General features: G+C 69.2%; 25 protein-coding genes and 6 pseudogenes. 13 read left to right on the top strand and 18 right to left on the bottom strand.

Annotated elements, in window-relative coordinates; genetic code table 11:
• Window positions 1–122: 122 nt before the first annotated feature.
• Window positions 123–1,109 (top strand): alpha/beta hydrolase, encoded by a 987-nt coding sequence (locus tag PH203_RS42470; protein WP_289927465.1) that lies wholly within the window; start codon window positions 123–125, stop codon window positions 1,107–1,109.
• 199 nt (window positions 1,110–1,308) lie between these two features.
• On the opposite strand, the gene PH203_RS42465 is transcribed toward PH203_RS42470, so the two are convergent.
• From PH203_RS42465 to PH203_RS42445, 5 genes are all read right to left on the bottom strand, one after another.
• The gene (locus PH203_RS42465; protein WP_289927464.1) at window positions 1,309–1,986 is read right to left on the bottom strand and encodes a class I SAM-dependent methyltransferase; all 678 of its coding nucleotides are present in this window, start codon (window positions 1,984–1,986) and stop codon (window positions 1,309–1,311) included.
• A 35-nt stretch (window positions 1,987–2,021) separates the two neighbouring features.
• Window positions 2,022–2,636, bottom strand: a complete 615-nt coding sequence (locus PH203_RS42460; RefSeq protein ID WP_289927463.1) for a phosphotransferase — start codon at window positions 2,634–2,636, stop codon at window positions 2,022–2,024.
• Between the two features lie 585 nt (window positions 2,637–3,221).
• Window positions 3,222–4,523 (bottom strand): hypothetical protein, encoded by a 1,302-nt coding sequence (locus PH203_RS42455; protein ID WP_289927461.1) that lies wholly within the window; start codon window positions 4,521–4,523, stop codon window positions 3,222–3,224.
• 1,174 nt (window positions 4,524–5,697) lie between these two features.
• A complete protein-coding gene (locus PH203_RS42450; protein ID WP_289927460.1) occupies window positions 5,698–6,054 on the bottom strand; it encodes a hypothetical protein in 357 nt (118 codons plus the stop codon).
• A gap of 82 nt (window positions 6,055–6,136) precedes the next feature.
• Window positions 6,137–6,268 (bottom strand): hypothetical protein, encoded by a 132-nt coding sequence (locus PH203_RS42445; protein WP_289927459.1) that lies wholly within the window; start codon window positions 6,266–6,268, stop codon window positions 6,137–6,139.
• 35 nt (window positions 6,269–6,303) lie between these two features.
• On the opposite strand from PH203_RS42445, the gene PH203_RS42440 reads away from it, so the two are divergent.
• Window positions 6,304–6,558, top strand: a complete 255-nt coding sequence (locus tag PH203_RS42440) for a hypothetical protein (RefSeq protein WP_289927458.1) — start codon at window positions 6,304–6,306, stop codon at window positions 6,556–6,558.
• Window positions 6,555–6,926, top strand: a complete 372-nt coding sequence (locus tag PH203_RS42435; protein WP_289927457.1) for a fic family toxin-antitoxin system, toxin component — start codon at window positions 6,555–6,557, stop codon at window positions 6,924–6,926. The genes PH203_RS42440 and PH203_RS42435 overlap by 4 nt, the downstream gene beginning before the upstream one ends.
• A gap of 15 nt (window positions 6,927–6,941) precedes the next feature.
• Here the strand turns inward: PH203_RS42435 and PH203_RS42430 are convergent.
• Window positions 6,942–7,070 (bottom strand): annotated as a pseudogene (locus tag PH203_RS42430) (GntR family transcriptional regulator); the annotation flags it as partial.
• On the opposite strand from PH203_RS42430, the gene PH203_RS42425 reads away from it, so the two are divergent.
• From PH203_RS42425 to PH203_RS42415, 3 genes are read left to right on the top strand one after another with little or no spacing between them, the layout of a single operon-like run.
• On the top strand, window positions 7,051–7,539 hold the full coding sequence (locus PH203_RS42425) for a carbamoyltransferase C-terminal domain-containing protein (RefSeq protein WP_354671314.1): 489 nt from the start codon (window positions 7,051–7,053) through the stop codon (window positions 7,537–7,539). The pseudogene PH203_RS42430 and the gene PH203_RS42425 overlap by 20 nt on opposite strands.
• A gap of 31 nt (window positions 7,540–7,570) precedes the next feature.
• Window positions 7,571–7,897, top strand: coding sequence for an NUDIX domain-containing protein (locus tag PH203_RS42420; protein WP_289927455.1), 327 nt, complete (start codon window positions 7,571–7,573; stop codon window positions 7,895–7,897).
• Window positions 7,898–7,930: 33 nt separating this feature from the next.
• A complete protein-coding gene (locus PH203_RS42415) occupies window positions 7,931–8,614 on the top strand; it encodes a TetR/AcrR family transcriptional regulator C-terminal domain-containing protein (RefSeq protein WP_289927454.1) in 684 nt (227 codons plus the stop codon).
• 431 nt (window positions 8,615–9,045) lie between these two features.
• Here PH203_RS42415 and PH203_RS42410 read toward each other — a convergent pair whose 3' ends face one another.
• Entirely contained in the window at window positions 9,046–9,168 is a 123-nt protein-coding gene (locus PH203_RS42410; protein ID WP_289927453.1) for a hypothetical protein, read from the bottom strand.
• A gap of 106 nt (window positions 9,169–9,274) precedes the next feature.
• Window positions 9,275–9,442, bottom strand: a pseudogene (locus tag PH203_RS42405) (ADP-ribosylglycohydrolase family protein); the annotation flags it as partial.
• A 200-nt stretch (window positions 9,443–9,642) separates the two neighbouring features.
• Here PH203_RS42405 and PH203_RS42400 point away from each other — a divergent pair.
• From PH203_RS42400 to PH203_RS42390, 3 genes and pseudogenes are all read left to right on the top strand, one after another.
• Window positions 9,643–9,801, top strand: a pseudogene (locus PH203_RS42400) (DDE-type integrase/transposase/recombinase); the annotation flags it as partial.
• Between the two features lie 73 nt (window positions 9,802–9,874).
• Window positions 9,875–10,504, top strand: a pseudogene (locus PH203_RS42395) (helix-turn-helix domain-containing protein); the annotation flags it as partial.
• Between the two features lie 212 nt (window positions 10,505–10,716).
• Window positions 10,717–11,007, top strand: coding sequence for a hypothetical protein (locus PH203_RS42390; protein WP_289927452.1), 291 nt, complete (start codon window positions 10,717–10,719; stop codon window positions 11,005–11,007).
• Between the two features lie 636 nt (window positions 11,008–11,643).
• Here PH203_RS42390 and PH203_RS42385 read toward each other — a convergent pair.
• The 6 genes from PH203_RS42385 to PH203_RS42365 all read right to left on the bottom strand — a co-directional run bounded on the left by PH203_RS42385 (window position 11,644) and on the right by PH203_RS42365 (window position 16,445).
• Window positions 11,644–12,318 carry a response regulator transcription factor gene (locus PH203_RS42385; RefSeq protein ID WP_289927451.1) on the bottom strand — a complete coding sequence of 225 codons (675 nt, stop codon included), beginning with the start codon at window positions 12,316–12,318 and terminating at the stop codon, window positions 11,644–11,646.
• On the bottom strand, window positions 12,306–13,466 hold the full coding sequence (locus tag PH203_RS42380) for a histidine kinase (protein ID WP_289927450.1): 1,161 nt from the start codon (window positions 13,464–13,466) through the stop codon (window positions 12,306–12,308). The genes PH203_RS42385 and PH203_RS42380 overlap by 13 nt, the downstream gene beginning before the upstream one ends.
• Window positions 13,467–13,479: 13 nt before the next feature.
• Window positions 13,480–14,757, bottom strand: a complete 1,278-nt coding sequence (locus PH203_RS42375) for a DUF418 domain-containing protein (protein ID WP_289927449.1) — start codon at window positions 14,755–14,757, stop codon at window positions 13,480–13,482.
• Between the two features lie 35 nt (window positions 14,758–14,792).
• A complete protein-coding gene (locus PH203_RS49855) occupies window positions 14,793–15,344 on the bottom strand; it encodes an IS3 family transposase (protein ID WP_354671313.1) in 552 nt (183 codons plus the stop codon).
• Window positions 15,344–15,676, bottom strand: a complete 333-nt coding sequence (locus PH203_RS42370) for a transposase (RefSeq protein ID WP_289927448.1) — start codon at window positions 15,674–15,676, stop codon at window positions 15,344–15,346. The genes PH203_RS49855 and PH203_RS42370 overlap by 1 nt, the downstream gene beginning before the upstream one ends.
• 166 nt (window positions 15,677–15,842) lie before the next feature.
• Entirely contained in the window at window positions 15,843–16,445 is a 603-nt protein-coding gene (locus PH203_RS42365; RefSeq protein WP_289927447.1) for a TetR/AcrR family transcriptional regulator, read from the bottom strand.
• 72 nt (window positions 16,446–16,517) lie between these two features.
• On the opposite strand from PH203_RS42365, the gene PH203_RS42360 reads away from it, so the two are divergent.
• Window positions 16,518–17,345, top strand: coding sequence for a class I SAM-dependent methyltransferase (locus tag PH203_RS42360; protein WP_289927446.1), 828 nt, complete (start codon window positions 16,518–16,520; stop codon window positions 17,343–17,345).
• Window positions 17,346–17,641: 296 nt separating this feature from the next.
• On the opposite strand, the gene PH203_RS42355 is transcribed toward PH203_RS42360, so the two are convergent.
• A complete protein-coding gene (locus PH203_RS42355) occupies window positions 17,642–18,436 on the bottom strand; it encodes a MerR family transcriptional regulator (protein WP_289927444.1) in 795 nt (264 codons plus the stop codon).
• A gap of 78 nt (window positions 18,437–18,514) precedes the next feature.
• On the opposite strand from PH203_RS42355, the gene PH203_RS42350 reads away from it, so the two are divergent.
• Both PH203_RS42350 and PH203_RS42345 read left to right on the top strand, forming a co-directional pair.
• Window positions 18,515–18,877, top strand: a complete 363-nt coding sequence (locus PH203_RS42350) for a nuclear transport factor 2 family protein (protein WP_289927442.1) — start codon at window positions 18,515–18,517, stop codon at window positions 18,875–18,877.
• Window positions 18,878–18,913: 36 nt separating this feature from the next.
• A complete protein-coding gene (locus tag PH203_RS42345; protein WP_289927440.1) occupies window positions 18,914–19,702 on the top strand; it encodes an SDR family oxidoreductase in 789 nt (262 codons plus the stop codon).
• Window positions 19,703–19,839: 137 nt separating this feature from the next.
• Here the strand turns inward: PH203_RS42345 and PH203_RS42340 are convergent.
• Window positions 19,840–20,177: pseudogene (locus PH203_RS42340) on the bottom strand (transposase); the annotation flags it as partial.
• On the opposite strand from PH203_RS42340, the pseudogene PH203_RS42335 reads away from it, so the two are divergent.
• Window positions 20,164–20,589, top strand: a pseudogene (locus tag PH203_RS42335) (hypothetical protein); the annotation flags it as partial. The pseudogenes PH203_RS42340 and PH203_RS42335 overlap by 14 nt on opposite strands.
• A gap of 94 nt (window positions 20,590–20,683) precedes the next feature.
• Here PH203_RS42335 and PH203_RS42330 read toward each other — a convergent pair.
• Both PH203_RS42330 and PH203_RS42325 read right to left on the bottom strand, forming a co-directional pair.
• The gene (locus PH203_RS42330; protein ID WP_289927438.1) at window positions 20,684–21,634 is read right to left on the bottom strand and encodes an alpha/beta hydrolase; all 951 of its coding nucleotides are present in this window, start codon (window positions 21,632–21,634) and stop codon (window positions 20,684–20,686) included.
• Between the two features lie 75 nt (window positions 21,635–21,709).
• Window positions 21,710–22,450 carry a TetR/AcrR family transcriptional regulator gene (locus PH203_RS42325; protein ID WP_289927437.1) on the bottom strand — a complete coding sequence of 247 codons (741 nt, stop codon included), beginning with the start codon at window positions 22,448–22,450 and terminating at the stop codon, window positions 21,710–21,712.
• Window positions 22,451–22,587 lie beyond the last annotated feature (137 nt).

Below are 22,587 nucleotides of genomic sequence, written 5' to 3'. Positions count from 1 at the left end.
GTGCCGCTCCGCCATCCTGTCCTGCGAGTTTGCCAGAGTGGCAAGGGTAATCGCGGTGGACGGTCGCTGCGCCGCATGATCGATGCGTGCCTGCGTCCACCCGCGAACCGAGAGAAGACCCCATGCAGTCCGAGCCGTCCGCCGCACCCCGCCACCGCACCGTCGAGGCCCCTGCCGGGCGCCTGCACCTGGTCGAGCAGGGCACCGGCCCGCTGGTCCTGCTCGTGCACGGCTTCCCCGAGTCCTGGTACTCCTGGCGCCGCCAACTCCCCGCCCTCGCCGCTGCCGGCTACCGGGCAGTGGCGCTCGACGTACGCGGCTACGGCCGCTCCTCCAAACCTGCGGAGACCGATGCCTATCGGATGCTGGACCTGGTGCAGGACAACGTCACCGTGGTGCACGCCCTCGGCGAGGAGAACGCGGTGGTCGTCGGCCACGACTGGGGCTCCAACATCGCCGCCACCTCCGCCCTGCTCCACCCCGAGGTCTTCCGCGCGGTCGGCTTGCTGAGCGTCCCGTACGCGCCGCCCGGCGGCCCTCGCCCCACCGACATCTTCGGCCGGATCGGCGGCCCCGAGCAGGAGTTCTACGTCTCCTACTTCCAGGAACCCGGCCGCGCCGAGGCGGAGATCGAACCCGATGTCCGGGGCTGGCTCGCGGGCTTCTACGCGGCCCTGTCCGCCGACACCATGCCAGCCGAGGGCGAGCCCGACCCGCACTTCGTCGCCCTGGGCTGTCACATGCGCGACCGTTTCCCCGTCGGCCCGCTCCCGGCCTGGTTGAGTGAGGAGGACCTCGACGTCTACGCCGGGGAGTTCGAGCGCACGGGTCTGACCGGCGCCCTCAACCGCTACCGCAACATGGACCGCGACTGGGAAGACCTCGCCCCCCACCGCGGATCCCCCATCAAACAGCCCGCCTTGTTCGTCGGCGGCGCACTGGACGCCTCCACCACCTGGATGGCCGATGCCATCGACGCCTACCCCATCACCCTGCCCGCCCTGTCTGCCTCCCACCTCCTGGGCGGCTGCGGCCACTGGGTCCAGCAGGAACGCCCCGACGAGGTCAACAGCCTGCTGATCGACTGGCTCGCCACTATTCAGAGCTGAACCAGGCGGGCTACCGCGGGCGGGCCGCGCAGAGGTAGCGCATGGCGCTCGGCTCGGTGATGCCGAACAGTCACACCGCACGTACTCCACTGACAACAAGCGTGCCTACGTGACAACTACCGTGCTTCGGCTCACCCGATGCCGCCTTGTTTCGTCCCCTGCACCCGTCTACCAGTGCATGTCGAGGGCGTCGAGCGCATCACGGTGCTCCGCGCTCAGCTTGTCGGCGCGGCGGCGGGTGTTGGAGCTGAAGGACCCTCGCCGAGCAGGCGCCGGGCCTGTCGAAGACGCTGCGCGTGCACGACCCGGACAGCGGGTCGCGGAGGATGAGGAACGCGAGCCCGTCGGCGTCGTGACGGTCGGCGGTTTTCCAGCCCGCGCACAGCAGGCCAATCTCTTCGTCGTCGAGGGCGATGTCGCGCTTGCCGTCCGGTACGTCAGAAGGGACAGGCGTGATGATGCACAGGGTGCCGCCGGGGCGCAGGCGTTCGCGCAGCCGGTTCAGCACGCGGGTGCGGTCACGGATGAAGGCCCAGCCGAGACGGCACGTGATCAAGTCGTACGAGGGGTGCGGCAGTTCGTCGTCGCCGTCATGCTCGATGTCTGTCAGCAGGTAGGTGACTGGCGTGCCTGGGGTGGTGTCGGCTGCGGCGCGGGTGAGGGCGGCGGGCGCGTAGTCGATGGCGTCGACCGTGTAGCCGTTGTCAGCGAGGTGGCGGGCCAACTCGCCCAGTCCGCAGCCGATGTCCAGGGCGAGGCCGCCTTCCGGGGCGGGGGCGTGCTGGGCGAGGAGCCGGCGCTCGGCGTCACCGAGCTGCCGGAACGTACCGCCGTCGGCGTAGTGCGTGTTCCACTCATCGGGTGTGGTGTAGGCCACCGGGAAGACTCCCTTGCCGGGTAGAAGGGGTGGGTTCAGCGGAAGGTGTGGGTGCGCAGGGCGCGCAGGGCCCTCAGGCCGCGTTCGAGGAGTTCCGGGTCGTGGTGGGTATGGCTGTAGACGATGCCGCTGACGGCATCGAGGGCGGCCTCGCACCGCAGCCGTTCCAGCTCCTCCTCGGTCAGTCGGTGTCCGTAGCCGGTGAAGAACGCGTCGGCCAGGTCCGGGCGGCCCAGCCACGTGTCCGCGAGTCGGACGAAGCCGCGGACGGCGGGGTCCGGTTCGCTGCGTTCGAAGTCGATCAGCCCGGCCCGCAGGCTGCCGTCGCCGACGGCCTCCAGGAGGATGTTGCGGGGCTGGAGGTCGCCGTGGGTGGGCACCCACGGGACGGGCGGCAGCGTGTCGCGCCGTGAGGCGAGGGCGAGGGCCAGGTCCTCGTCACCGTCTGCCAGCAGCGGGCGGGCGATATCCAGGTGGCGGTGGAGTTTGCCGGGGCCGGGCGGCGGGGCCGCGCTGGCGGGTGCCGCGTGGTGGCAGCGGGCCGTGAGTGCCTCGATCTGACGGTGGACGTCCCGTTCCACCACGGCGGGCAGCGTCTGGCCGTGCAGGGGCCGCCCGGCCAACTCCGTGAATACCACCGTGTGGTGCACGGCGACCATCATCCCCCCGGAGCCCCGCCTCGTGCGGGGCTCCGGGCGTTCCAGGAACGCACAGACCGTCGGTCTAACGATCACGACTCCTGCCCAGGAGCGCACTGAATCCCCGCCCTCCTGACACGCGGTCACCGGCAGACTCGGCCTGCGGATCGAACCGCCGGTACAGCCGTGTCATCCGCGCCGGTACTCGCCAGCGCCTCGCGAGCACGACAGCGCAGAAGCTGACTGATCTCCTCCATCACCCGGCGCACGTCGTCGACCTAGGCCTCCGAGCGATTCATCTCAGTGACGCGGGCCCCGATGGCCTGCGTCTGAGCGATGAGATCGCTGTACGCCTGGCTGCGCGGCTCCCTCCGGTTCCGCTGATGCTCAAACCGGCGCTGGTGTTCCGCCTGAAGGTACTGCGCGACGATCTGCTGGTCTGCGGTGCTGGCACCAAGCCACCCACTGGTCAACGGTGCAACGCCTGTCCCTAACGCGCCGACTACCGCTCCGAGGACTGCGGCTACCCGTGAATCCATGATCAGAGTGTCGTGGAGTCAGACCATCCTCCGCACGCGGATGCTCTCGTACCGCGAGCTACGGCGCTGGCGTGTCGCTCGCCGGCGGCAGCGCGGACCAGACCTCTCTCAGCAGCGTCTCGTAATGCTCCCCGTAAGTGACCACGCCGGCGTACACCGCGTCGAGTGCGGCCCGCAGCGGGTCCGCCTCCGCGGCTCCCGTCACCGCGGGAAGCGCCATGTGCGGCTGGGACATCCGCCAGGACGGGTCGGGCCCACCTACGGTGACGGCCATCCTGAACGATGCGGTCCCGGACCTGCGTCGCGGCTCTCGCTGCGGGCTCGACCACTCCACGGCGGCGGCCGCGGGGCCGACCACCTGCGGTGCCTCCCAGGCCGTCACCCCCGGCCGTTCGGCGGGTGGCTGGAACGGGGGCCGCTCGGGCGGGACGGCCTCGCCCACGGTCCGGTCCGGGGCGTGCGGGTCGTCGGCCAGGGCCTGCCACATGCGATCCCAGTCGTCGAAAGGCGGCGGCAGGGGGCGCCTGTCCGCCAGCGCGGTCAGGCCGTCGGTGACCCAGCCGAGGGCGGTGAGCCCCGACTGCTCGCACGCTCGCCGGGCCGCCAACAGGGCCACCGCGCGCTGTCCTTCGGCGCCGGCGGCGTCGATCGCGTGGACAAGGGCCGGATCGAAGCGCACCAGCCCACGGACGTTGCCCAGGACCTCACGCAGGGCCTGGCTGGGCAGCTGTCCGCCCCACTCCCAGCGTTCCAGGGCGAGCCGGTGCTCCCGCTCGGCCTGCTCCTGTTCGAGCCGCTCGCGGCGCTCGGCCTCGGCGCGCTCCTCGGGGGTGGGCGGAGGCGGTTGCTCGGCCGCGTAGTTGTGCCAGTAGGCGGCGATCTTGGACGTCTGCTTGAGCACGCGGTCGGTCTCCGGCGGGGCGGGCCAGAACTGCAGGAGATAGCAGTCCAGTTGCGGCTCGTCGTCCAGCCGGGTGTCCTCCCTGTTTGCCTCGTCCATGCCCTTCGCGCAGTACCGCACCCGGTAGTCGGTCTCCTCCAGGTCCAGCTCCCAGACGGCTTCGCCCGCCCACTGCACCAGTCGGCTGTCCAACGAGACGGGTCGGAAGGACACCTCCACCACGTCCTCCCACTGCGGGTCCAACGCGGGCGGCTCCTCGTGGACTTCGACGGTGAAACCGACGTCCCCCGTGTGCAGCCCGGTCGACAGCCACAGTGTCCCCGGGATCGCAGCGCCGCACAGTCCGGCGCGCTGTCCGGCGAACGCCTCGGCGAGATCCGGGCCGTAGCTCTCCGGGTCGCTCTCGACGTAGATCTGCCCGTAGTGAACGAACACTTCGCCCTCGACCGGCCTGCGCATCGCTGCCTCCCGTTTGGATGTGCCACCACCCTACGAACGGCCACTGACAACGCCCTTCGTCGCCCGTCCCCCCAGACCGCGCTAGTACTCCAGCACGCACAGGCGTGGTCCAGTCCCGGTCTCCGCCTCACTCAACGGAAAAGATCACGCTGAGATCTTCAGGCGCATCGCGAAGTCGGCGGCGGACAAGGACTCCGGGACGTTGCGGATCTCGAAGCGGGAGACGTTCACGACGCTCAAGAAGAGCGACGGAGCCGCAGACAACCGACAGCAGATGAAAGTCACGGCACGGAACGCCCTCGGCAAGACGATTCCCGAGCGCTGTGAGCACATGCAGGGACTCGGAGCCGGGGCCTGCTCACGGACTCAGGACGCAGTCAGAAGGTAGCGAGAGCGTACGGAGAACGTAGTTGAGCCTGCACCTGCACCACCTGTGCCTGGGCGAATCAAGGCGGGCACGGCACTGGTTCCACCAGCTCACCCACTCGATGGCCGACACCGCCCCGCCGGACGCCGCCTTCCCCGACGGCCTGGAGATCTTAGACCGGTACGTGCGCGCCAACGGCTCCGGCGCTCACCCGCCCACCGGCCGCCTGGAGAGCGAGGTCGACCGGCTCGCCGCCCGCGCCCCACACTGCTCCGTCATCATGGCCCGACTGCAGGAGCCCACCGAAAGCCGCTCACCCGCGAACCCCGTACGACAGGAAACAGGGGAGTCCTTGACCCGGCCACCGGTTCCGAGGCCACCGGCCGGACGGACTCCCCGTCAGGACGCCATCCAGAAAAGGACGTCTGCCGTGGACCCTAGCTCCTCAACGCCACGCACGGGACAGGAACGGCTCATCACCGCCTGGACGTGGATTGCGCAGCGGCGGCGCACCGCCACGCACCTGCTGCTCGGCCGCCTGTTACGGCGCCGGCACCGGAGCCGTCGGACTCATCTTCTTGTGGCTGGAGCACCGGATGTGAGCATCGATGATCCGTGGTCCGCAGGCCTGCCAGCTTCTGAGCAGGCAGGCCAGTGGCTTTGGTCACGAGTCCCGCGACCCCGATGAGCGCGTCCTGGACCGTAAGGGGGCGTTCCCAGATCATCGCGACCAGCTCGCCACGCACCACGGCATGAGCGAGCCTCTGCCCGTCGGCTAGCCCGGGCGGGCAGAGGCTTCAACTGTGATCAGGGTGCGCGGACTGATACTCCGTAAGCATCGGCGCGGCGGAGCACTGTCACCTCTTGGGCGGGTGCCGGCCAGGACTGGATGAGGTACCGCTCGGTGATCTCATCCGGGGCCAGGTCGACGGCGGTGTCCCGGCCACGTGCATGAACCCGCAGACGGTAGTCGCCGGGACCGTTGAACGACAGAACGGGGAGTTCCTCGTCCAGGTCGTCCATCATGCCGCGGACCATAAGCTCGCCGGATGCGGAGTGCGCGGAGACCTCCACGATCTCGTGCCAGCCGCCGTTGTCGGGCGCGGGTTCGGTTTCGTGCAGGGTGACCGTGACATCGACGTCTCCGGTGTGGATGCCGGTCATGACGATGGTGACGCCGTCGGCGACCCGGACCAGTCCGTTGTGCGCGCGGTCCAGGTCAGGACCTATTCCGGACGGTGGATGCCTACTTGATCCACACCAGGAACTTGTCCTTCTCGATGATGCGGTTATACAGGTAGATGAGGCTCAGGGCCCGGCCGCCGTCCTCGTCGTGCGTCCCGTTGACCAGACGCCGACACTGACCGATCCTGGGCACGGTCCGCGCCTGCTACCACCCTGCTACCATGAGGTATGACCACAAAAAAGCAGACGCAGGTCCGGCTGGACGAGGACGTACTCGAGGCCGGCAAGGCCGCCGCGCGCTCCCGTTCGCTGGATTTCAACAGGTACGTGGAGCGGCTCATCATCGAAGACACCACCGGCGCCCGCGCCGCCGGTATGGCGGCCGCCCAGCGCCTCATCGATGAGCACGGCGGCTTCCTCGACGATCTGGAGCAGCAGCTCGACGCCCCGTACGCCAATCCGCAGCCGGGCGCCGCCGCGTGATCCTGCACGTCGACGAATCCTGGATCCTCGAAGTCGCCGAGCGGGCCGGCCACCGCGACCCGGCCGCCGACGACTACGGCGTGCCCATCGCCGCCGTCGCCCGCCATCGCGGCGAACTCATCGACACTCCCGTCTACGACGGCCCCTTCGCCCGCGCCGCTGCTCTGGTGCACACCCTGGGTCGCTGCCGCTGGCTGGAACGCTCGAACCTCACCGTCGCCTGCGCTGCCGCCGTTATGTACCTCGAGGCCAGCAATATCCCCGTCGACCCCACCCGCGAACAGCTCACCGCGCTCGCCCACGAGCTGAACAACCCGCGCTGCACAGCCGAGCGGATCGCCTCCCTGCTGCGCACCTGGAAGCCCTGATCCCGAACCACGACGCTATCGAGCGTCGACCGCGAACTCGTAGGCGACTTCCCAGCGGGCGTCGGGGACGGTGATGTCGGCGGTCTCCACCGCGCGGACGTCGCTGTCGAAATAGGTGCGCTCGATGATGAGGACCTGGTCCCCGCGGCAGGGCGGCAGCGAACTCGGACCCCGCGCCCTGGGCGCCCGCAGTATCCTCGCCGACCCCCGCACCACCGCCGGCTCCGACGCCCTCAACGAGAGGATCAAACACCGCGAGCCGTTCCGGCCATTCGCGCCAGCCGTCCTCGCCGGCACCTGGTTCGACCTCGACGTGGCCAGCCCCTTCATGCCGCTCGCCCCGCCCGTAAGCGCCGACCACGCCGACAAGATCGCCGGAGTTGTCCACGTCGAGGGCACCGCGCGCGTCCAGACCGTCGACCCGGCCACCGCGCCCCTCTACGGCGCCCTCATCGAGCACTTCCACCAGCTCACCGGTGTGCCCGTCGTCCTGAACACGTCCTTCAACGACTGCGAACCCATCGTCGAGACACCCGGGCACGTGCTCGCCACATTCCAGGCCTGTGACCTGGACGCGGCCGGCATTGGCGAATACCTGGTCGAGCGGTGCTGACGTCCCCTCGAGCACTGCCGCACTGGAGGACATGACGACCTCCACTCCGCCGCTGAGGGAAGCCGCCCGCTTCATCGTCCTCGACGAGGACGACCGCATCCTGCTCCTGCGCTACGACGAGAACGGCGGATTCTGGGCGACCCCCGGAGGCTCCCTGGAGGACACAGACGGGGGAGACCACGCCGCCGCGGTGCTCCGCGAGATGAGCGAAGAACTCGGCGTCGACCAGGAGGCGATCGAACTCGGCACCCAGCTCGCGGAGCGCAGCAAGGACCACCTCGTCGGCGGGCACCAAGTCCGCCAGGCGGAGAAGTACTTCCTCGCCCGGGTTCCCGCGGCCGCCATCGACGCCGGTTGAAAGCAGTCGTTCATGACCCGGCGCCCATACTCGGTGCGCGGCACGTCGAAACTTGCGTTGATGTCCTGCAGAGGGCGTGTGAGACGGCTGTATGACTACTTCGGCGACAAGCAGACGCTGCTGCGAGCAGTCGTCGACGCCGTCGGCCAGTCACTGATCACCGCGATCCGGCGCACCCTCGACGACACCCTCACCCACGACACCGAGGCTGCCGAACTCGAGGACGCCCTGGTCACGTTCTCGCTGTGCATCGCGACCGACATGCTCGGCTCGGCGGAGTGCGCAACGCTGCAAAGGCTGGTCCGGGCGGAATCCGGCCACCTGCCGCACCGGGGCTACAACGCCATGGCCGACGCACCCGACGAGGCAATCGCCGAGCGGTTCGCCGCCTTTGCCGCGGCCGGCCTGCTCGACGTCGCCGCCCTCCGGCTCGCGGCCGACCAGTTCCTCGCACTGACCTTCGGTGTCGCGCTGGACCGACTCGGTTCCGCGAATGCCACGGAGGACAGCCGCGTCCGCCCACTCATCAACGGGGGAGTGCGGACCTTTCGCCGGGCCTACCGAACCGCGTACGCGGGGGCGGCACGAAAGAAGAGCGCGCCGCGGCTTCACGAAAATCTCGGCAGGGCCACGTTCATGTGTACGGCGACACTGCCCTCGACGGACTCCGTCATTGCGTCGTGGTGGAGGTTGTCCTTGACGCTGGTGATGAGGTGACCGCTCGGATAGGTGGGGATGTGGTGGACCAGCTGGATCAGGATGCGGCGGGTTCACAGGGAAGGGCTGCCACTCGGCGCAGGGGCGCTCAGCCGTGCGGCGAGGTGCGACTGGGTATGGGCAGCCGCCTCCAACTCGCTGCCACCACCCCGCCGACTCGGAACCGGAGCCGGCCGCGGTCTGGGCACCAGCGCATACCACTTGGCCCCCTCGCCACATCGACGGTGAGGGGGCCAACCTTCGATCCCATAGCTACGGGTGGGTTGCCTGTCACTTGGTTCACCGCTCGTGTACGGCACCCCGAGCACTGCGGTCACCCGTCTGCTTATGCCCCCGACTCATTGCTCACCCCTGGAGTCGCAACCGGGTATGGGGTCACCGCGCAACTCGCCGTAGTGAAGGGGCAGTTCAAAGCGGATCTGCGGGAGCTCTCAGAGCGGGCCCGGCCTGCCATTGGCAACGGTCTCAGTCTGGTCGGCGCCGCCGCCGGTGTGCGGCGCCACCGCGAGCACAACCGCCAGCGCCACGAACAAGCCGCATATGACCTTACGCATGTGCATCTCCTCTGCAGTCGTAACCGACGACTCGAACCGTAGACCGCACCAGGGACGTCGTGACCCTGACAGCTATCAGGGTGGGGCGCTCGGGGTGCGTCCACCCCTACCCCCGCTCCAGCTCCGCCCCACCCCGCGGAGAGCGTGCCGGCCATTCCGGCACCGCCCCCGCAGGGTGGTGCCGGGCCGGCCCCTGTGTCGTCTCCCTCGCGAAATCGTCGGCGAGTTCGAGGAGCGTCGGCCTTTCCTCAAGCCCCGCGATCCAGGCCGGGGGACCGGACCGCGTTCTGGCCGTAGTCCAGCTCCGCCGCAATCGCCGACACCCGCAGTCCAGACCAGCTCAGCTGGATCATCCGGGCCCGCAGCAGTCGACCGACCCAAGCACCCGGCACGCCGCAGCGGCGCCAAAACCGACGAGCTGAACGCGGCCCGTCCCGGACACCCCGAGCACTGCGGTCGCCGGCGTCTTCAGCGTTGCCTCTGGCGACGGTGATCGACTGCTTCTCGCGCCGTCGGGTGGGCTGGTCGGTTGCCGGCCGCATGCGCACCTCGCTGGTCGCCGCCGCACTCCGGGCAGCCGCCCGAGTTCGCGGCAGTCTGGCCGGAGCCGTCTTCGACAGCGATCACGGGGCCCGCGGTGGATTCAACTGGTCGTCGCAACACCTTGATCTCGGAGGTGTGCGGCGTGGCCACGGCGGACTGGAGTTTGAAGACCAGCGATGTTCCTGAGGGGGGCGCGTCGGCAGTGGCGTGCTGATCGAGCACTTCGGCCAGCGACGCGCTCGCCTGGCCGGCCGGACCCGTCACGGGTGATGCAGCGCCAGTTCTGGCGGCTGATCGCCACGGGGGTCACGACAGTCGAGGCATCGTTGGCGGTCGGCGTGTCCTGGCCGGTGGGTTCCGGTGGTTTCGTCACGCTGTCGGCATGCCGCCGATCTCGCTGGCTGAGCCCACAGGCCGCTGCCTGTCGTTCGAGGAGCGCGAGGACATCGCGATCCTGCGCGCGAAGGGCGCCGGGGTGCGCCAGATCGCCCGCGCCCTGGGGCGTGATGCCGGGACGATCTCTCGTGAGCTGCGCCGCGACGCCGCCACGCGCGGCGGGAAGCAGGAGTACCGCGCGACGGTCGCTCAGTGGAAGGCGCAGCAGGCTGCCAAGCGCCCCAAGGTCGCAAAGCCCGTCACCAACGACCGCCTGCGGGAGTATGTCCAAGAGCGCTTGGACGGCACCGTGCGGCTCGCTGACGGCACAGCCGTAGCGGGGCCGGACGCTGCCGAGTGGAAAGGTCGCAAGACGAAGCCCCACCGAGCAGATCGGCGATGGGTGACGGCCTGGGCCCGCCGAGCTCGGGCAGTTGACCGGCGGGCGGGCGCTGTACGATCCGCGCCCCGGCGAGCCGCGCACACCGGGCTTGGGCGTCAGCTGCCGCTTCTACTACTCCGGCGACACACCTTGACCGACCCCGACCACAGGCCCGACCACAACTTCGAGCACCCCGACCACAGGCCTGACCACGGCTGGTCAGCGCGGCACCGAGTAGTGTCCGGGCCATGGCGCCCCTCGACGCGGTGCTGGCGGCGCTGACCGAACTCCGCACCGACCTGGAAGCATCCGACTGGCAGCCGGACGAGTACGAGCGCGTCCTGGCGACCGCGATGCGGGCCGACGGCGGAACGAGCGCCCACGCCGTACGCGCCGGGCTACGGGCGGCCGGCCCCGAGGTCACCCACGGCAGGCTCGCCCCGATCGCGGCGCAGTGCGGCGCGATCCTGGACTCCCCGACCCGTGCCGCCTCCGAGGACGGACGCAACCTGCGGTTCGCTGGTGCCAGCACTTCGTGACGGATCTGGTGGAGCCGCTGTCCGAACGCCACGTGCGCGCCGGGGCCGCCCCACGGTGGTTGGCGCCGGCCGACGTGACCTGCCCCGCCCTGTCGAGGAGCCCGAGGACGAGTCCGCGCTCGACGACGGGCAGAGCGAGCAGATCTGTCAGGGCACGAGGTCGGGGTCTCGTGGAGGAGGACATGTGACCGGAGCTGCTGTACGTGTCGGGGTGGGCACGAGGTTGAATACGACGGTGAAGTCGTCGTGGTGGAGGAGATGTTCGGCTCGGCGGTCGGCAACGAGGTGCCGGTCCGTGACGGGCCGGGGCCGGAATCGGACGACGACCCCGAGACGGCCTCGGTGCTGCTCGCTCAGCTCAGCGATGAAGAACTTGCAGCGGTTCGGGAGCGGGCAGCCCATGTCAACGAGGTCTTGACCGGCTTCCGGTCGGGCAGCGACGAACCCGCGGAGCCTGGCGAACCCGGCCGCAGTACGCGACCACGGTGCCCAAGTTGCAGCGATACGAGGCGAAGGCCACCGAGTGGGGCGTGAGCGTGAGAACCATGCGGGCGGGCAGTCCCTCTGATGCGTCGACGGAGTGTGTCGCACCCAGGCGCTTGATCCGCTTGCCCTCGGCGGACCCTCCCAGCGTGTTCATCTCCTTGGCTCGGCCGATCCGTTCTCGACGAGCCCGGCCCGGCTCGCGATGAGCGCCGCCTCCACCCGCGTGCGGACGTCGAGCTTGGCCAGCAGTTTCTGCACATGCGTCTTGACGGTGCTCTCCTCGACGCGCAGTCGGCGGGCGATCTGCGCGTTGCTCAGGGCGTGTCCGACCAGGGCGAGGACTTCGCGTTCCCGCGGTGTCAGGCCGTCGGGCAGCGTGACGATCCCGATGCTGTGGCTGGATGCTCGGGCGATCAGCCTTCGGGTCGGGCCCGGTGAGACGAACCCGTCACCGCGGGCGACCGCCCGGATGCCGTCCAGCAACGTGGCCGCGGGGTCGTCCTTCAGCACGAACCCCGTGGCTCCGGCCTGCAACGTCCCGAACAGGTACTCGTCGAGGTCGAAGGTCGTGAGCGCGAGGATGGCGGGCGGATCTGCCTGTGCCATGATCTGCCGAGTGGCCGCGACGCCGTCCAGCCGCGGCATACGCACGTCCATGACCACCACGTCGGGGCGTAGCCGGGCGGCCAGCTCCACCGCGGCCACCCCGTCGGAGGCCTCTGCGACGACCACGAGATCGGGCTCGACATCGATCATCATGCGCATGCTGGTACGCACCAGGTCCTGATCGTCGGCGAGCAGCACGGAGATGGTCACTGGTGCCATGCCGCCCCCGTCGGAAGGGGCAGCGTCGCATCGACCCGCCAGCCGCCGTCCGGCCGGGGGCCCGCGGTGGCCGAGCCTCCGCACAGCGCGGCGCGTTCCCGCATCCCGATGAGCCCATGACCGGCGGTCGGGCTGGTCCGCGGCCCGCCCTGGGGCGCTCCCTCGTCGTCGACGCGGATGCACAGCCGTTCCCTGCCGTAGTCGAGACTGACCGTCGCGCGTGGTGGCCGGGCGTGCCGAGCCACGTTCATCAACGCCTCCTGGACGATGCGGTAGGCCGCGAGGTCGACCATATGGGACAGGGGGCTCGGCTCGCCGCTGGTCACGATGTCCACCGCGGCGCCGGCCCGGCGTGCCTGGTCGGCCAGCGCCTCGACCTCCCGCAGCGACGGCCGCGCCACGAGGTCGGCGGCGGCCTCGTCGTCCCGGAGCGAGTCCAGCGCGCCGCGCAGCTCGCCCAGCGCGGCGCCGACCTCCCGGCCGATCTCGGCGAGGGCCTCGCCCTCCGGGGTGTGCCGGCCCCGGTGGACATGACCGACGGCCGTGACCCGCATCGCCACCGCACTGAGGCGGCCCGCCACCGCGTCGTGCAACTCACGGGCCAAGCGCAGCCGCTCGTCGCGAGCGGCCGCGCGGGCGTCCAGCTCCCGCAGTCGTTCGGCCTGCTCCGCCTGCGTGGCGGCCAGCTGGACGCGGCTGCGCGCCGCATCGGCCATCGCCACCACCACGACGGGCATGAAGCCGAAGACCGCTGTGTCGTAGAGGAGCCCCACCAGCCCGAAGTCGTAGGCCTCGGCGCTCCACAGGACGCGGTAGGCGTCCGCGGCGACGAACGCGACCAGCGTGGCGATGGCCGCCAGACGCAACCGAGTCGTGCCCGCTGCGATCGCGCTGAACGCGGCGATCCACACACCTGCCTGCGCCAGGGCGGGCGTCGGCGTGACCTGGTCACCCGGCCAGGCCGACGTGACCAGGTACCCCAGGCCGACGACGGCCAGAGCCGTCACCGGACGCGAGCGGCGCCACAGGACGGCGAGCGCGAACACGGCCGCGGAGACGGCCAGGAGCACGGCTCGGGCCGTCGTCCGCTCGAGCCACAGCAGCTCCCCCAGGTCGATCGAGGCCGCGACCACCGCCAGCCCTGCCACGGCCACGACGCCGCTACGAGGCGCCGACGGAGGTCCTGTCGGCCGTCGCTTGCTTCTCGACCTCATCACGCTTTTCCTGTCGCCTGCGGTCGGCGCGTTGGAAGGGGGCGTTGACTGCCCAGCGCCAGACGAGTTCGAACGGGCCCTGGCTGAAGTGCCGCAGCCACCACCAGGCGCCGAGCATCAGCAGGGAGCTGATCACCGCCCAGGACAGCACCGTACCAAGGGGGCCGAGCGGTCCCAGGCCAAGTCCCCACTGGGAGAAGACCACCATGGCGACGACGTTCTGCAGCATGTAGCACGACAGCGCGGTGCGGCCGACGTCTGCGAGGCGGTGGCTGAGGAAGCCTGAGCCGCCGCGGCGGCGCAGCAGGACGAGGATCAGCCCCAGATAGCCGAACGCCACGATCGGAGCGACGGTGTAGCGGGACAGCGCCCCGACGACGTCCTTCCCCGCCAGGGGCAGATATTCCCACGCCGTCAGCGTTCCGCCGATGGTCAGCCCGCCCACCGCGAGCCAGCGGCTCATCGCGTGCGCCCGCGCGTCGTTCCTGAACAGTCCCGCCCGCCACAGCAGCGCACCGCACAGGAAGAGGAACGCCACCAAGGGTGGGGCGATGATGAACGCCTCCTCGCGAAGGGCCCAGAAGTTCCCCACCCGGTCGGCGACTTCGGCGAAGTAGGTCGTGGGCATGCCGAAGCCGTCCCAGGCACCGCCGAACCCGTCTTTGAACGAGCCTTCATCGAACTGCCCGGCCCAGTCACCGTCCCCGGCAAACCCACCGTAGGATCGGCCCGCCAGCATGCGGTTGAGCTCCAGCGCCAGGTGCAGTACCCCGGCGAGCACGGTCGCCACCACCAGCCAGCGGGTCCGCAGGAGCAGCAGCGGGGCGATCACCATGCCGACCAGCGCGTAGCCCATGAGGATGTCGAACTCAAAGACAAGGGCGAAGTGGACGAAGCCGTCGGCCAGCAGCAGGAGCGAGCGCCACTCGTACCGCCATGGCCAGCGCAGCCCGTTCCGCACCGCCGACTCGAACTGGATCGCCATGCCGACACCGAACAGGAGGGACAGGAGCCCGAGGAACTTACCGTTCGAGATGGCGTTCGAGAGTGGCGTCAGGAACTCCTCGGACTTGCCGAGCAGGTAAACAGGATCGCCTCCGGAACCGATGGTGAAGATCCATATATTGGTCAGCAGCGTTCCGATGATGGCGACACCGCGCAGCACGTCCAGCGACTGTACGCGCCGACTCGCCTGTGCTTCTTCCGACTTGATTTCCGTGGACACCAGGCGAAGCTATGGCGGCGGTGACCACGGACACGTCAGACCGACGTACAAGACCGCCTCATCACTTCGGCGGAGGGACGACCCTCAGATGGGATGACGCCGGCTGACGCTGCTCGGGGCTTCGTCCGGGGCTCGGGCTGGCGCTTGAGCGCCGTCAGTCGGTGAGTCGTAGTCCCGGCTGAATGTGACGCCGGAGCTGCGCTCACTTCTGAGTGCGGTGTGTTGTGGCTCGTTGTGGTGAACCAGGCTGGATCGGTTCTTGCTGCTGGTGTGCGTGCGCCAGAAGGGGGTGCATGGCAGCGATGGCGCCGGTTGCCGGGCAGGCCGTGCAGGCCGGCGCGCTGCATCAGCAGTTCCACGGTGCCGTGGCTGGCATGGATGCGCAGGCCCAGGCGGAGCTCGGCGTGCACCCGGCGGGTGCCGTAGGTGCCGCGAGGGGCGGTGTGGATGCCCACGATGGCTTCGGTCAGCCAGGCGTGCTTGACCAGGCGGTTCGACGGCGGACGGTCCCGCCAGGCGTAGTGACCGGACTTCGCGACATGCAGCACTCGGCAGGCCAGCTGTACCGGCAGGTGCTCATCGGCCATCACGCGGATGGCTTCGAACCGCCTTTTGGGTGCGTCACCTTACCCAGCAGTTCGGCGGCCCGCCGGTGGATGGTCAGCTCGGCCTCCAGTTCGGCGATGCGTTTGCGGGCCGCGACGAGTTCGGACCGGTCGCTGCTGGTCGTGCCGGGCAACTGCCCTGTACCGATGAGATGTTGGCGGCGCCGGACAGAGATCGTCTGGTCGCTGATGCCGAGGAGTTGGGCGACCTCGGCGACCTTTCTTCCGGACGCCACGAGATCGAGGACCTTGCGGCGGAACTCGGGCGGATAGCTGCGGGGCATCATGGCCTTCGAAGGCTGCTGGATCGTCAATTGTCCAGCAACCCGGCTCCATCAGAACCGGGGCGTACCACCTCCACCGATCCCGGAGCGCTTCAGGGCCTGCCGTCCTGGTTCGGACAGCAGGAAGTAACGTGTCGGTGCTTTTCAGAGTGCTGTGGGGCGAGCGGGGGTCGCGCGGAGGGTGCGGTTGGTTTCGTTATGCCGGTCGTCGTCGCACGGCGTCGGCGATGACTGCTGTCACGAGCTTGTTGACGACTGCCGTGGTTGGCGGCCCGGGGGCGCGGTCTGTGAACGCGAGGTGTCCGCCGCCGACCAGGGAGAGGGTGAGAGAGTCGATGTCGGCGTCGGCCGCGATGCGGCCCAGTTCACGCTCATCGGCCAGATAGGCGGAGATCACGGTCGTGGCGTGGCCGAGGATCGCGATTCCGCCTCCGGGGCTGGCTTGCCGTAGCCGTGCGCGCAGCTCGTCCCGAAAGGTGATGAGCGGGATGATTGCCATGGGAATCGGCCCGAGCAGGGTGGTCAGCGCGTCGGTGAGGTTGTTGGCCACCGTGCCGGTGCCGGCGGACTCGCGCAGCGTGCTCATCTGCGTTTCGAGCTGCGCGGCTCGGTCGAGCACGAGGTCGGTGAGGAAGGCGTCGAAGTCGGTGAAGTGCCGGTGCAGGACTCCTTTGGCGCAGCCCGCCTCGTCGGTGACGGCCCGGCTGGTCAGCCCGTTGGGTCCGTCTCGCAGAAGGACACGTTCGGCGGCGTCGAACAGTTGCTGCCGTGCGTCACGAAGGTGTACCCCGGTCGGCATTCACAGATCCTCTCGTGCCTTGCTCCGCTGGCATCCGTTGCTCAGTGGGCATGCGCCCACTAAGGTGGGCGCATGCCCATCTTACCGCGAGAGCAACCGGAACCGTCTCCATCGCAGCCGTATGAGGCCCGGCGCATGGCCGAGTCGTTCGGGGTGGACGCACAACGCTACGACCAGGCCCGGCCGGGCTACCCCGCCGCGTTGGTGACGCGGATCGTCGCCGAGATCCCCGGGCCTGACGTGCTCGACGTCGGCTGCGGCACCGGCATCGCAGCCCGCCAGTTTCAGGCTGCCGGTTGCACGGTGCTCGGTATTGAGCCCGATGCGCGGATGGCCGGCTTCGCGCGAGCCCGTGGCCTGCAGGTCGAGGTGGCGACCTTCGAAGCCTGGCAACCAGCCGGCCGGACGTTCGACGCGGTCATCGCCGCCCAGTCGTGGCACTGGGTGGATCCGGTCGCCGGCGCCGCAAAGGCGGCACGTGTGCTACGTCCAGAGGGACGGCTGGTGATCTTCGGGCACGTGTACGAGCCGCCCGCCGAGGTGGCTGAACCGTTCGCCGCTGCCTACCGGCGGGCCGTGCCCGACTCCCCGCTCAACGGACAACCGGCCCGACGGTCGCTCGATCTCTACCAGGCGGGATACGCGAAGTTCGCCGACAAGATCCGCGACACCGGACAGTTCAACGATCCCGAACAGTGGCGATACGGCTGGGAGCAGTCCTACACGCGCGACCAATGGCTGGATCTGCTGCCCACCACCGGCGGCCTCACTCAACTCCGGCCCGATCAGCTGGCCGACATACTGGATGCGGTCGGGGGCGCCATCGACTCCCTGGGTGGACGCTTCACGATGAACTACACCACGCTGGCCGCGACCGCCGTACGCGCCGACACCTTCTGAGTCCATCCGCCAAGTCGGCGACGACCTAGGAATCCGCGCGACAGTTCGACGCTGTGCACCAGGTCCAGGGTCCGCTGCAGATCCGCCGAAGAGAGTCGGCGGAACTCCACCCGCAGCACGTCCCGGCCTGCGAGACCACCGCCTGGCCGCCGCCCCCGATGCGGACACGCGGGCATGACCCGATCGCTTCATCACCTGGAGGGTACTTCGTTGCGTGCAGGACGCCCCAACTCGTGAAAGCACGAGGCTGAGGCGTGCGCCCCGGCGTTCCAAGGCTCCGCACCGCACTGGCCGTTTCAGGTGATGCGGAAGACTGGCCAGCCGATTTCGGTGCGCCATGCGGTGGGGTCGCTGGTGTCGCGGGGGCCGGTGATGTAGACCTCGCGTACCGGTCCGGCGACCGTCATGGCGTTTTGCACAACCCAGGTTGCGAGTTCGCCGTATGTGACGTCGATGCTGTCGTGGGGGCCGGTGTGGGAGGTGATGGCGAGTTCGGTGGCGGGCAGGACGGTGGGGTGTACGCGTCCGGTGCGGGGTGGGGCAGGGGTGGGCAGGTAGACGAGTGCGTGGCCGCGTTCCTGCTCGAAGAGGGCGTTGTCGTAGTTGCCGCCCGGCGGTCCGGTCGCGGTGATGCCGACGGCGGCCTCCAGTTCGGCCATCGCGCCTGCGTACCAGGTCGCGATGTCGCGATGGCCGACTACGGCCTCGACTGCCGCGACGGTGCGGGCGGGCTCCGTACGCAGTTCGACGTCGATCGGGGCGGGGTGGGGCCGGAGCAGGCGGCGCAGTGACACGACTGCGGCGCGGGTGCGGTCGAGTGCGTCCTCGAGGCGTTGCAGGTGGTCTGTGATCAGGGCCGCCCGTTCACCGGGGTCGGGGGTTTGCAGGATGCGCTGTACGTCGCTCAGGGGGACGTCGAGTTCGCGGAGCCGGTGGATGACCTGTGCGGTGGGGATTTGGTCGAGGCTGTAGTAGCGGTAGCCGGTGGTCTCGTCCACCAGGGCGGGTTCGAGCAAGGCGGCCTCGTGATACCGGCGCAGGGTCCGTACGCTCAGGTGGGTCAGCCGGGAGAACTCCCCGATGGTCAGCATGCCCTCATTGTGGACGCTCTCCTTGGGGGAGAGTCCACGGCTTGACCTTCCCGCGCGGTGAGGTCACACGGTGGGCTCATGACACAGCACACCGATCTTTCCTCCGATCTGCTCCCGGCCGCCGTGCGCGAGTTCTTCGCCGCCCACATCGTCCGTGACGCCGACACCGCGTCGTCGTTCCTGGCCGAGGATGCGGTGGTCGTCGACCAGGGCGAGACCTTCCGCGGCCGCCGGGAGGCCCACGCGTTCCTGCGGGATGCCGGGTCCGAGTTCGAGTACACGAGCGAGCAGATCGGCGCTCGCCGCGTCGATGACGCCCACTGGGTGGTGACCGTGCGGCTCGAGGGCACCTTCCCGGGTGGCATCGCCGAGCTCGACTACCGGTTCGCGCTGCGCGATGACCTCATCGCCGAACTCGTCATCGCCAACCACCCCGCCTGACCGAACCCGCGCCACCTCGATCTTCAGTGGAGAGAAATGTCTAGTTCAGATCGCGATCGCCTCGACGGTCGCCGGGCGCTGGTCACGGGCGGTTCGAAGGGCTCGGGCAAGGCCGTCGCAGAGAGACTGCGAGAGATGGGTGCCGACGTGTATGTGACGGCGCGAACGATGCCCGACGGGTATGAACACCCTGACCGGTTCATCGAAGCGGACCTGTTGACGACAGAAGGCACCGACGCCGTGGCCGATCGAATCGCAGAGGCCGACGGCACCCTCGACATCCTGGTGCACGTCGTCGGAGGGGCGTCGACGCCGTCTGGCGGATTCGCGGTCATCACCGATGACCAGTGGCTCACCGAGCTCAACCTCAACCTCCTGGGGGCGGTGCGGCTGGATCGAGCTCTTCTCCCGGCGATGATCGCGTCCGGGTCGGGCGTGGTGCTGCACTTCACCTCGATCCAGCGTGAACTGCCCCTGTACGACGCGTCCTTGGCTTACGCAGCAGCGAAGGCCGCGCTGCGCACATACAGCAAGGGACTTGCCAATGAGCTCGCGCCGCGCGGCGTACGGGTCAACGCAATCAGCCCCGGTGGAATCGAGACCGAAGCCTACGAAAGATTCGTGGACCGGATCGCCGAGGGCCACGGACTCACACGTGAAGCGGCCAAGCAGGCCATCTATGACTCCCTCGGAGGAGTACCCCTGGGACGATTCGCGAACACCGGGGAAATCGCGGACCTGGTCGGGTTCCTGGCCTCGGACCGCGCCTCGGCCATCGTAGGCGCCGAGTACGTGATCGACGGCGGCACCGTCCCGACCGTCTGAGCCGGCCACCGGCTCCGAGCAGCCCCTCGCGAACCGCTCGATCCGACGGCAACACCCCCTCCTTCACAAGGCGAACTCGCATCCGTTGCTCGGCAACACCGACAGGCGCGTCGACGGCGCTGTCGACGCGCTAGGCAGCGGTATTTGCCGTGGTCGTAGCCGCGGTCGGCGAGCACCGCGTTTGGTCGGCGGCGAGGCCGGCCGCGCTCGCCCCGCACCGGCGGCACGGTCTGGAGGAGCGGGATCAGCTGGGTGACGTCGTTGCGGTTGCCGCCGGTCAGGGTGGAGGTGAGCGGGATGCCGGTGGCGTCGGTGATCAGGTGGTGCTTGCTGCCCGTTCCACCTCGATCGATGGGGTTTCTTCCGGTTTCGGCTCCTCCTTTGACGCGCGGATGTGGGAGGGGGAGAAGTCCAGGGCGTTGGCGCTGCGGAGCTTGGCGAGGAGGGCTTCGTGCAGCCGAAGCCAGACCCCGGCCCGATCGAAGATGGCGATCGGCCGGCTGATCGCGCGGCGTGAGGTGTACCTGCGGGAGAAGACGCTGTGGCGGATGCTCTACGAGACCGCCGGGCGGGCGGAGGAGATCCTCGGTGTGAACTTCGAGGAACTGGACTTCGCTGGGCGCCGCTGCCCGGTCAAGGCGAAGGGCGCGCGGAGCAAGGCCCGCCGCCGGGGCCAGTCGCGTGAGGACTTCGTGCTGGAGACCGTGTACTGGGATGCCGGCACCGCCAGGCTGTTGCCGCGGCTGCTGAAGGGTCGCACCCGCGGGCCGGTGTTCGTTGCCTGTCGAAAGCCTGGCCCTGGCAAGGTCGTCAGCTCGCGCAAGCCGTTCCCGGAGGTGATCGCCAAAGTCACCAGCCTGCTCGCGCCTGGCGACAGCCGCCGCTGAGCGCGCTGGCTTGCGCCTTGGGTCGCCGGGGGCGGGCCAAGGCGTTACCGGCGTGGCCCGCCCCCTTTCTGATGCGGCCGATGGGGGGCTGGGGTTACTTCATGTGGGTGGCGAACCAGTCCAGCATTTCCTTGGGCTCGCGCTGGAAGTGCAGGTAGCCGTCCCAGCGGGCGGTGGTTCCGTGGACCCAGACGAGTTTCTTGTCTTCGGTCGGGATGTTGTCGAACATCGCCTGGATGTCGTCGGGGCGAGTCAACAGGTCGTCGTGGACCTGGTAGAGGAAGGTGGGGATGGTGACGCTTTTGGCGGCCTCGACCGGTGACATCTCGGAGAAGGGGAAGCTGACGATCAGGCGGACCTTTTCCTCCAGCTCGGCGATGCGCTCGGGCAGGCCCAGCATCTCCAGGGTGCGCTGCATGGTCACGCCGACCGACAGCGGCTGCGGGGAAACGATGCAGCGCACGCCTTCGAAATGCTCGGGGTACATCTGCATGGCGAACATGGTCGCGTTCGAGCCCTGGCATCGGCTGAACAGACCGACGGTCATGTCCTTGAGGTCTTCGCGGCCGCGCACATACTGCAGAGAGCCGACGACGTCGCGGGCTTCGAAGCGGCCACCGCTGCCGATGCCGCCGTTGCCGGTTCCGCTGTGGCCGAGGTTGCGCATGTCGTAGGTGAGGACGTTGTATCCGGCCTCGTGCAGGATGCGGTAGTCGGGCACGAAGTCGACCTCGAAGTCGTTGCCGGTGCTCGCGCCGATCGACTTCCACGGCTCCAGGTGGGAGGGAAAGCCGTAGCGGCTGAACCACAGGGGGTGGTTGGCGATGATCAGCTTGTCCGATCCATCGCAGGGGATGTACCAGGCTTCCAACGGCACGCCGTCCATGGAGGGGAAAGACACCTCTTGGAAGGCCAGGCCGTAGTCGCCCGGGGTCTTGAGGATCGGCGAGCGCATGGGGTGGCCGAAGCCTTGCGCGATGCCGTCCAGGACGCTCTGGATCTCCTCTTCGCTGAGGACCTGCTCCTGGTGCTGGATGGTACTCACGTACTCCTCCTTCGTGTCGAGTCCGAGGGCGGGGGAACCTGCCGATGGCGTGGCCAGTCGCCCTGGAGGGCCCCGTCAGGACGGGGCACCGCCTGCCGTGGGGCCGGGGACGGACAGCTGGGCCAGCCATTCGCGCAACAGCGTGGCTTCCGAGGCGCGTAGCGTGCCGACGGAGCCATGCGGCATCTCCGCTTCCAGTCGCGCGGCAGCTTGCGTGAGCCGCGGCGTCACCGAAGCCGCCCCAGGGACGGCCGGCGGGCTGATGACGGCCGCGGTGACGGCGTCACGCACGAGTGCTGACAGGTGGTCGCCGGCTGCCGCGCGGGTGCGGATCAGATGCAAAGTGACCCCTACTGCGGCCGAGGCCACCATGTCCGCGGCCGTCCCGATCGGCATGCGCAGCCGTCCGGCTCGCTCCAGGTCACGCATCATCGTCATGAGAACGGCCTGGGCGTGATCCGCCGGAGTCGTACCGCCGCCAATCGGGCGGCCGTACATGATGTTGTAGAGCGCGGGGTTGGTCACCCCGAACTCCACGTGCATGTCCCAGCCGCGAAGAAAGTCCTCGACCGGATCCCCGGTCGACTCCAGGGCCTGCTTGCGGGCCAGGTAGCGGCTGAATCTGTCCGCCGCCACCTCTCGCAGCAGTCCGTCCTTGTCGCCGAAGTGGTGGTACAGGGTCGGCGCTGTGACGCCGGCCGCGTCGCACACCTGGCGGGTCGAGAACTCCCCACTGGCCGATGCCGCCAGAAGATCGGCGGCCGCGTCGATGATCAGCGCGCGGGTTCGCTGGGCCGATGAAGCTTCCTTCGTCATGTAGCGATGATACATAAATCCGCTTCGGAAGTCCGTACAGCATCTATCGTCGCTATATGAGGTCCAGGGTCCGTTCGCCCCATCGTCACGCTGCACTCTGAGGTCATTGCGCTTCCCGCCAGGTGGTCAGGCCGGAT

Source organism: Streptomyces sp. S.PB5 (genome assembly GCF_030403745.1).
Taxonomy (GTDB): Bacteria; Actinomycetota; Actinomycetes; order Streptomycetales; family Streptomycetaceae; genus Streptomyces.
Note: the sequence above shows the minus strand (reverse complement) of the source record. Positions and strands in the feature narration are given on the sequence as shown.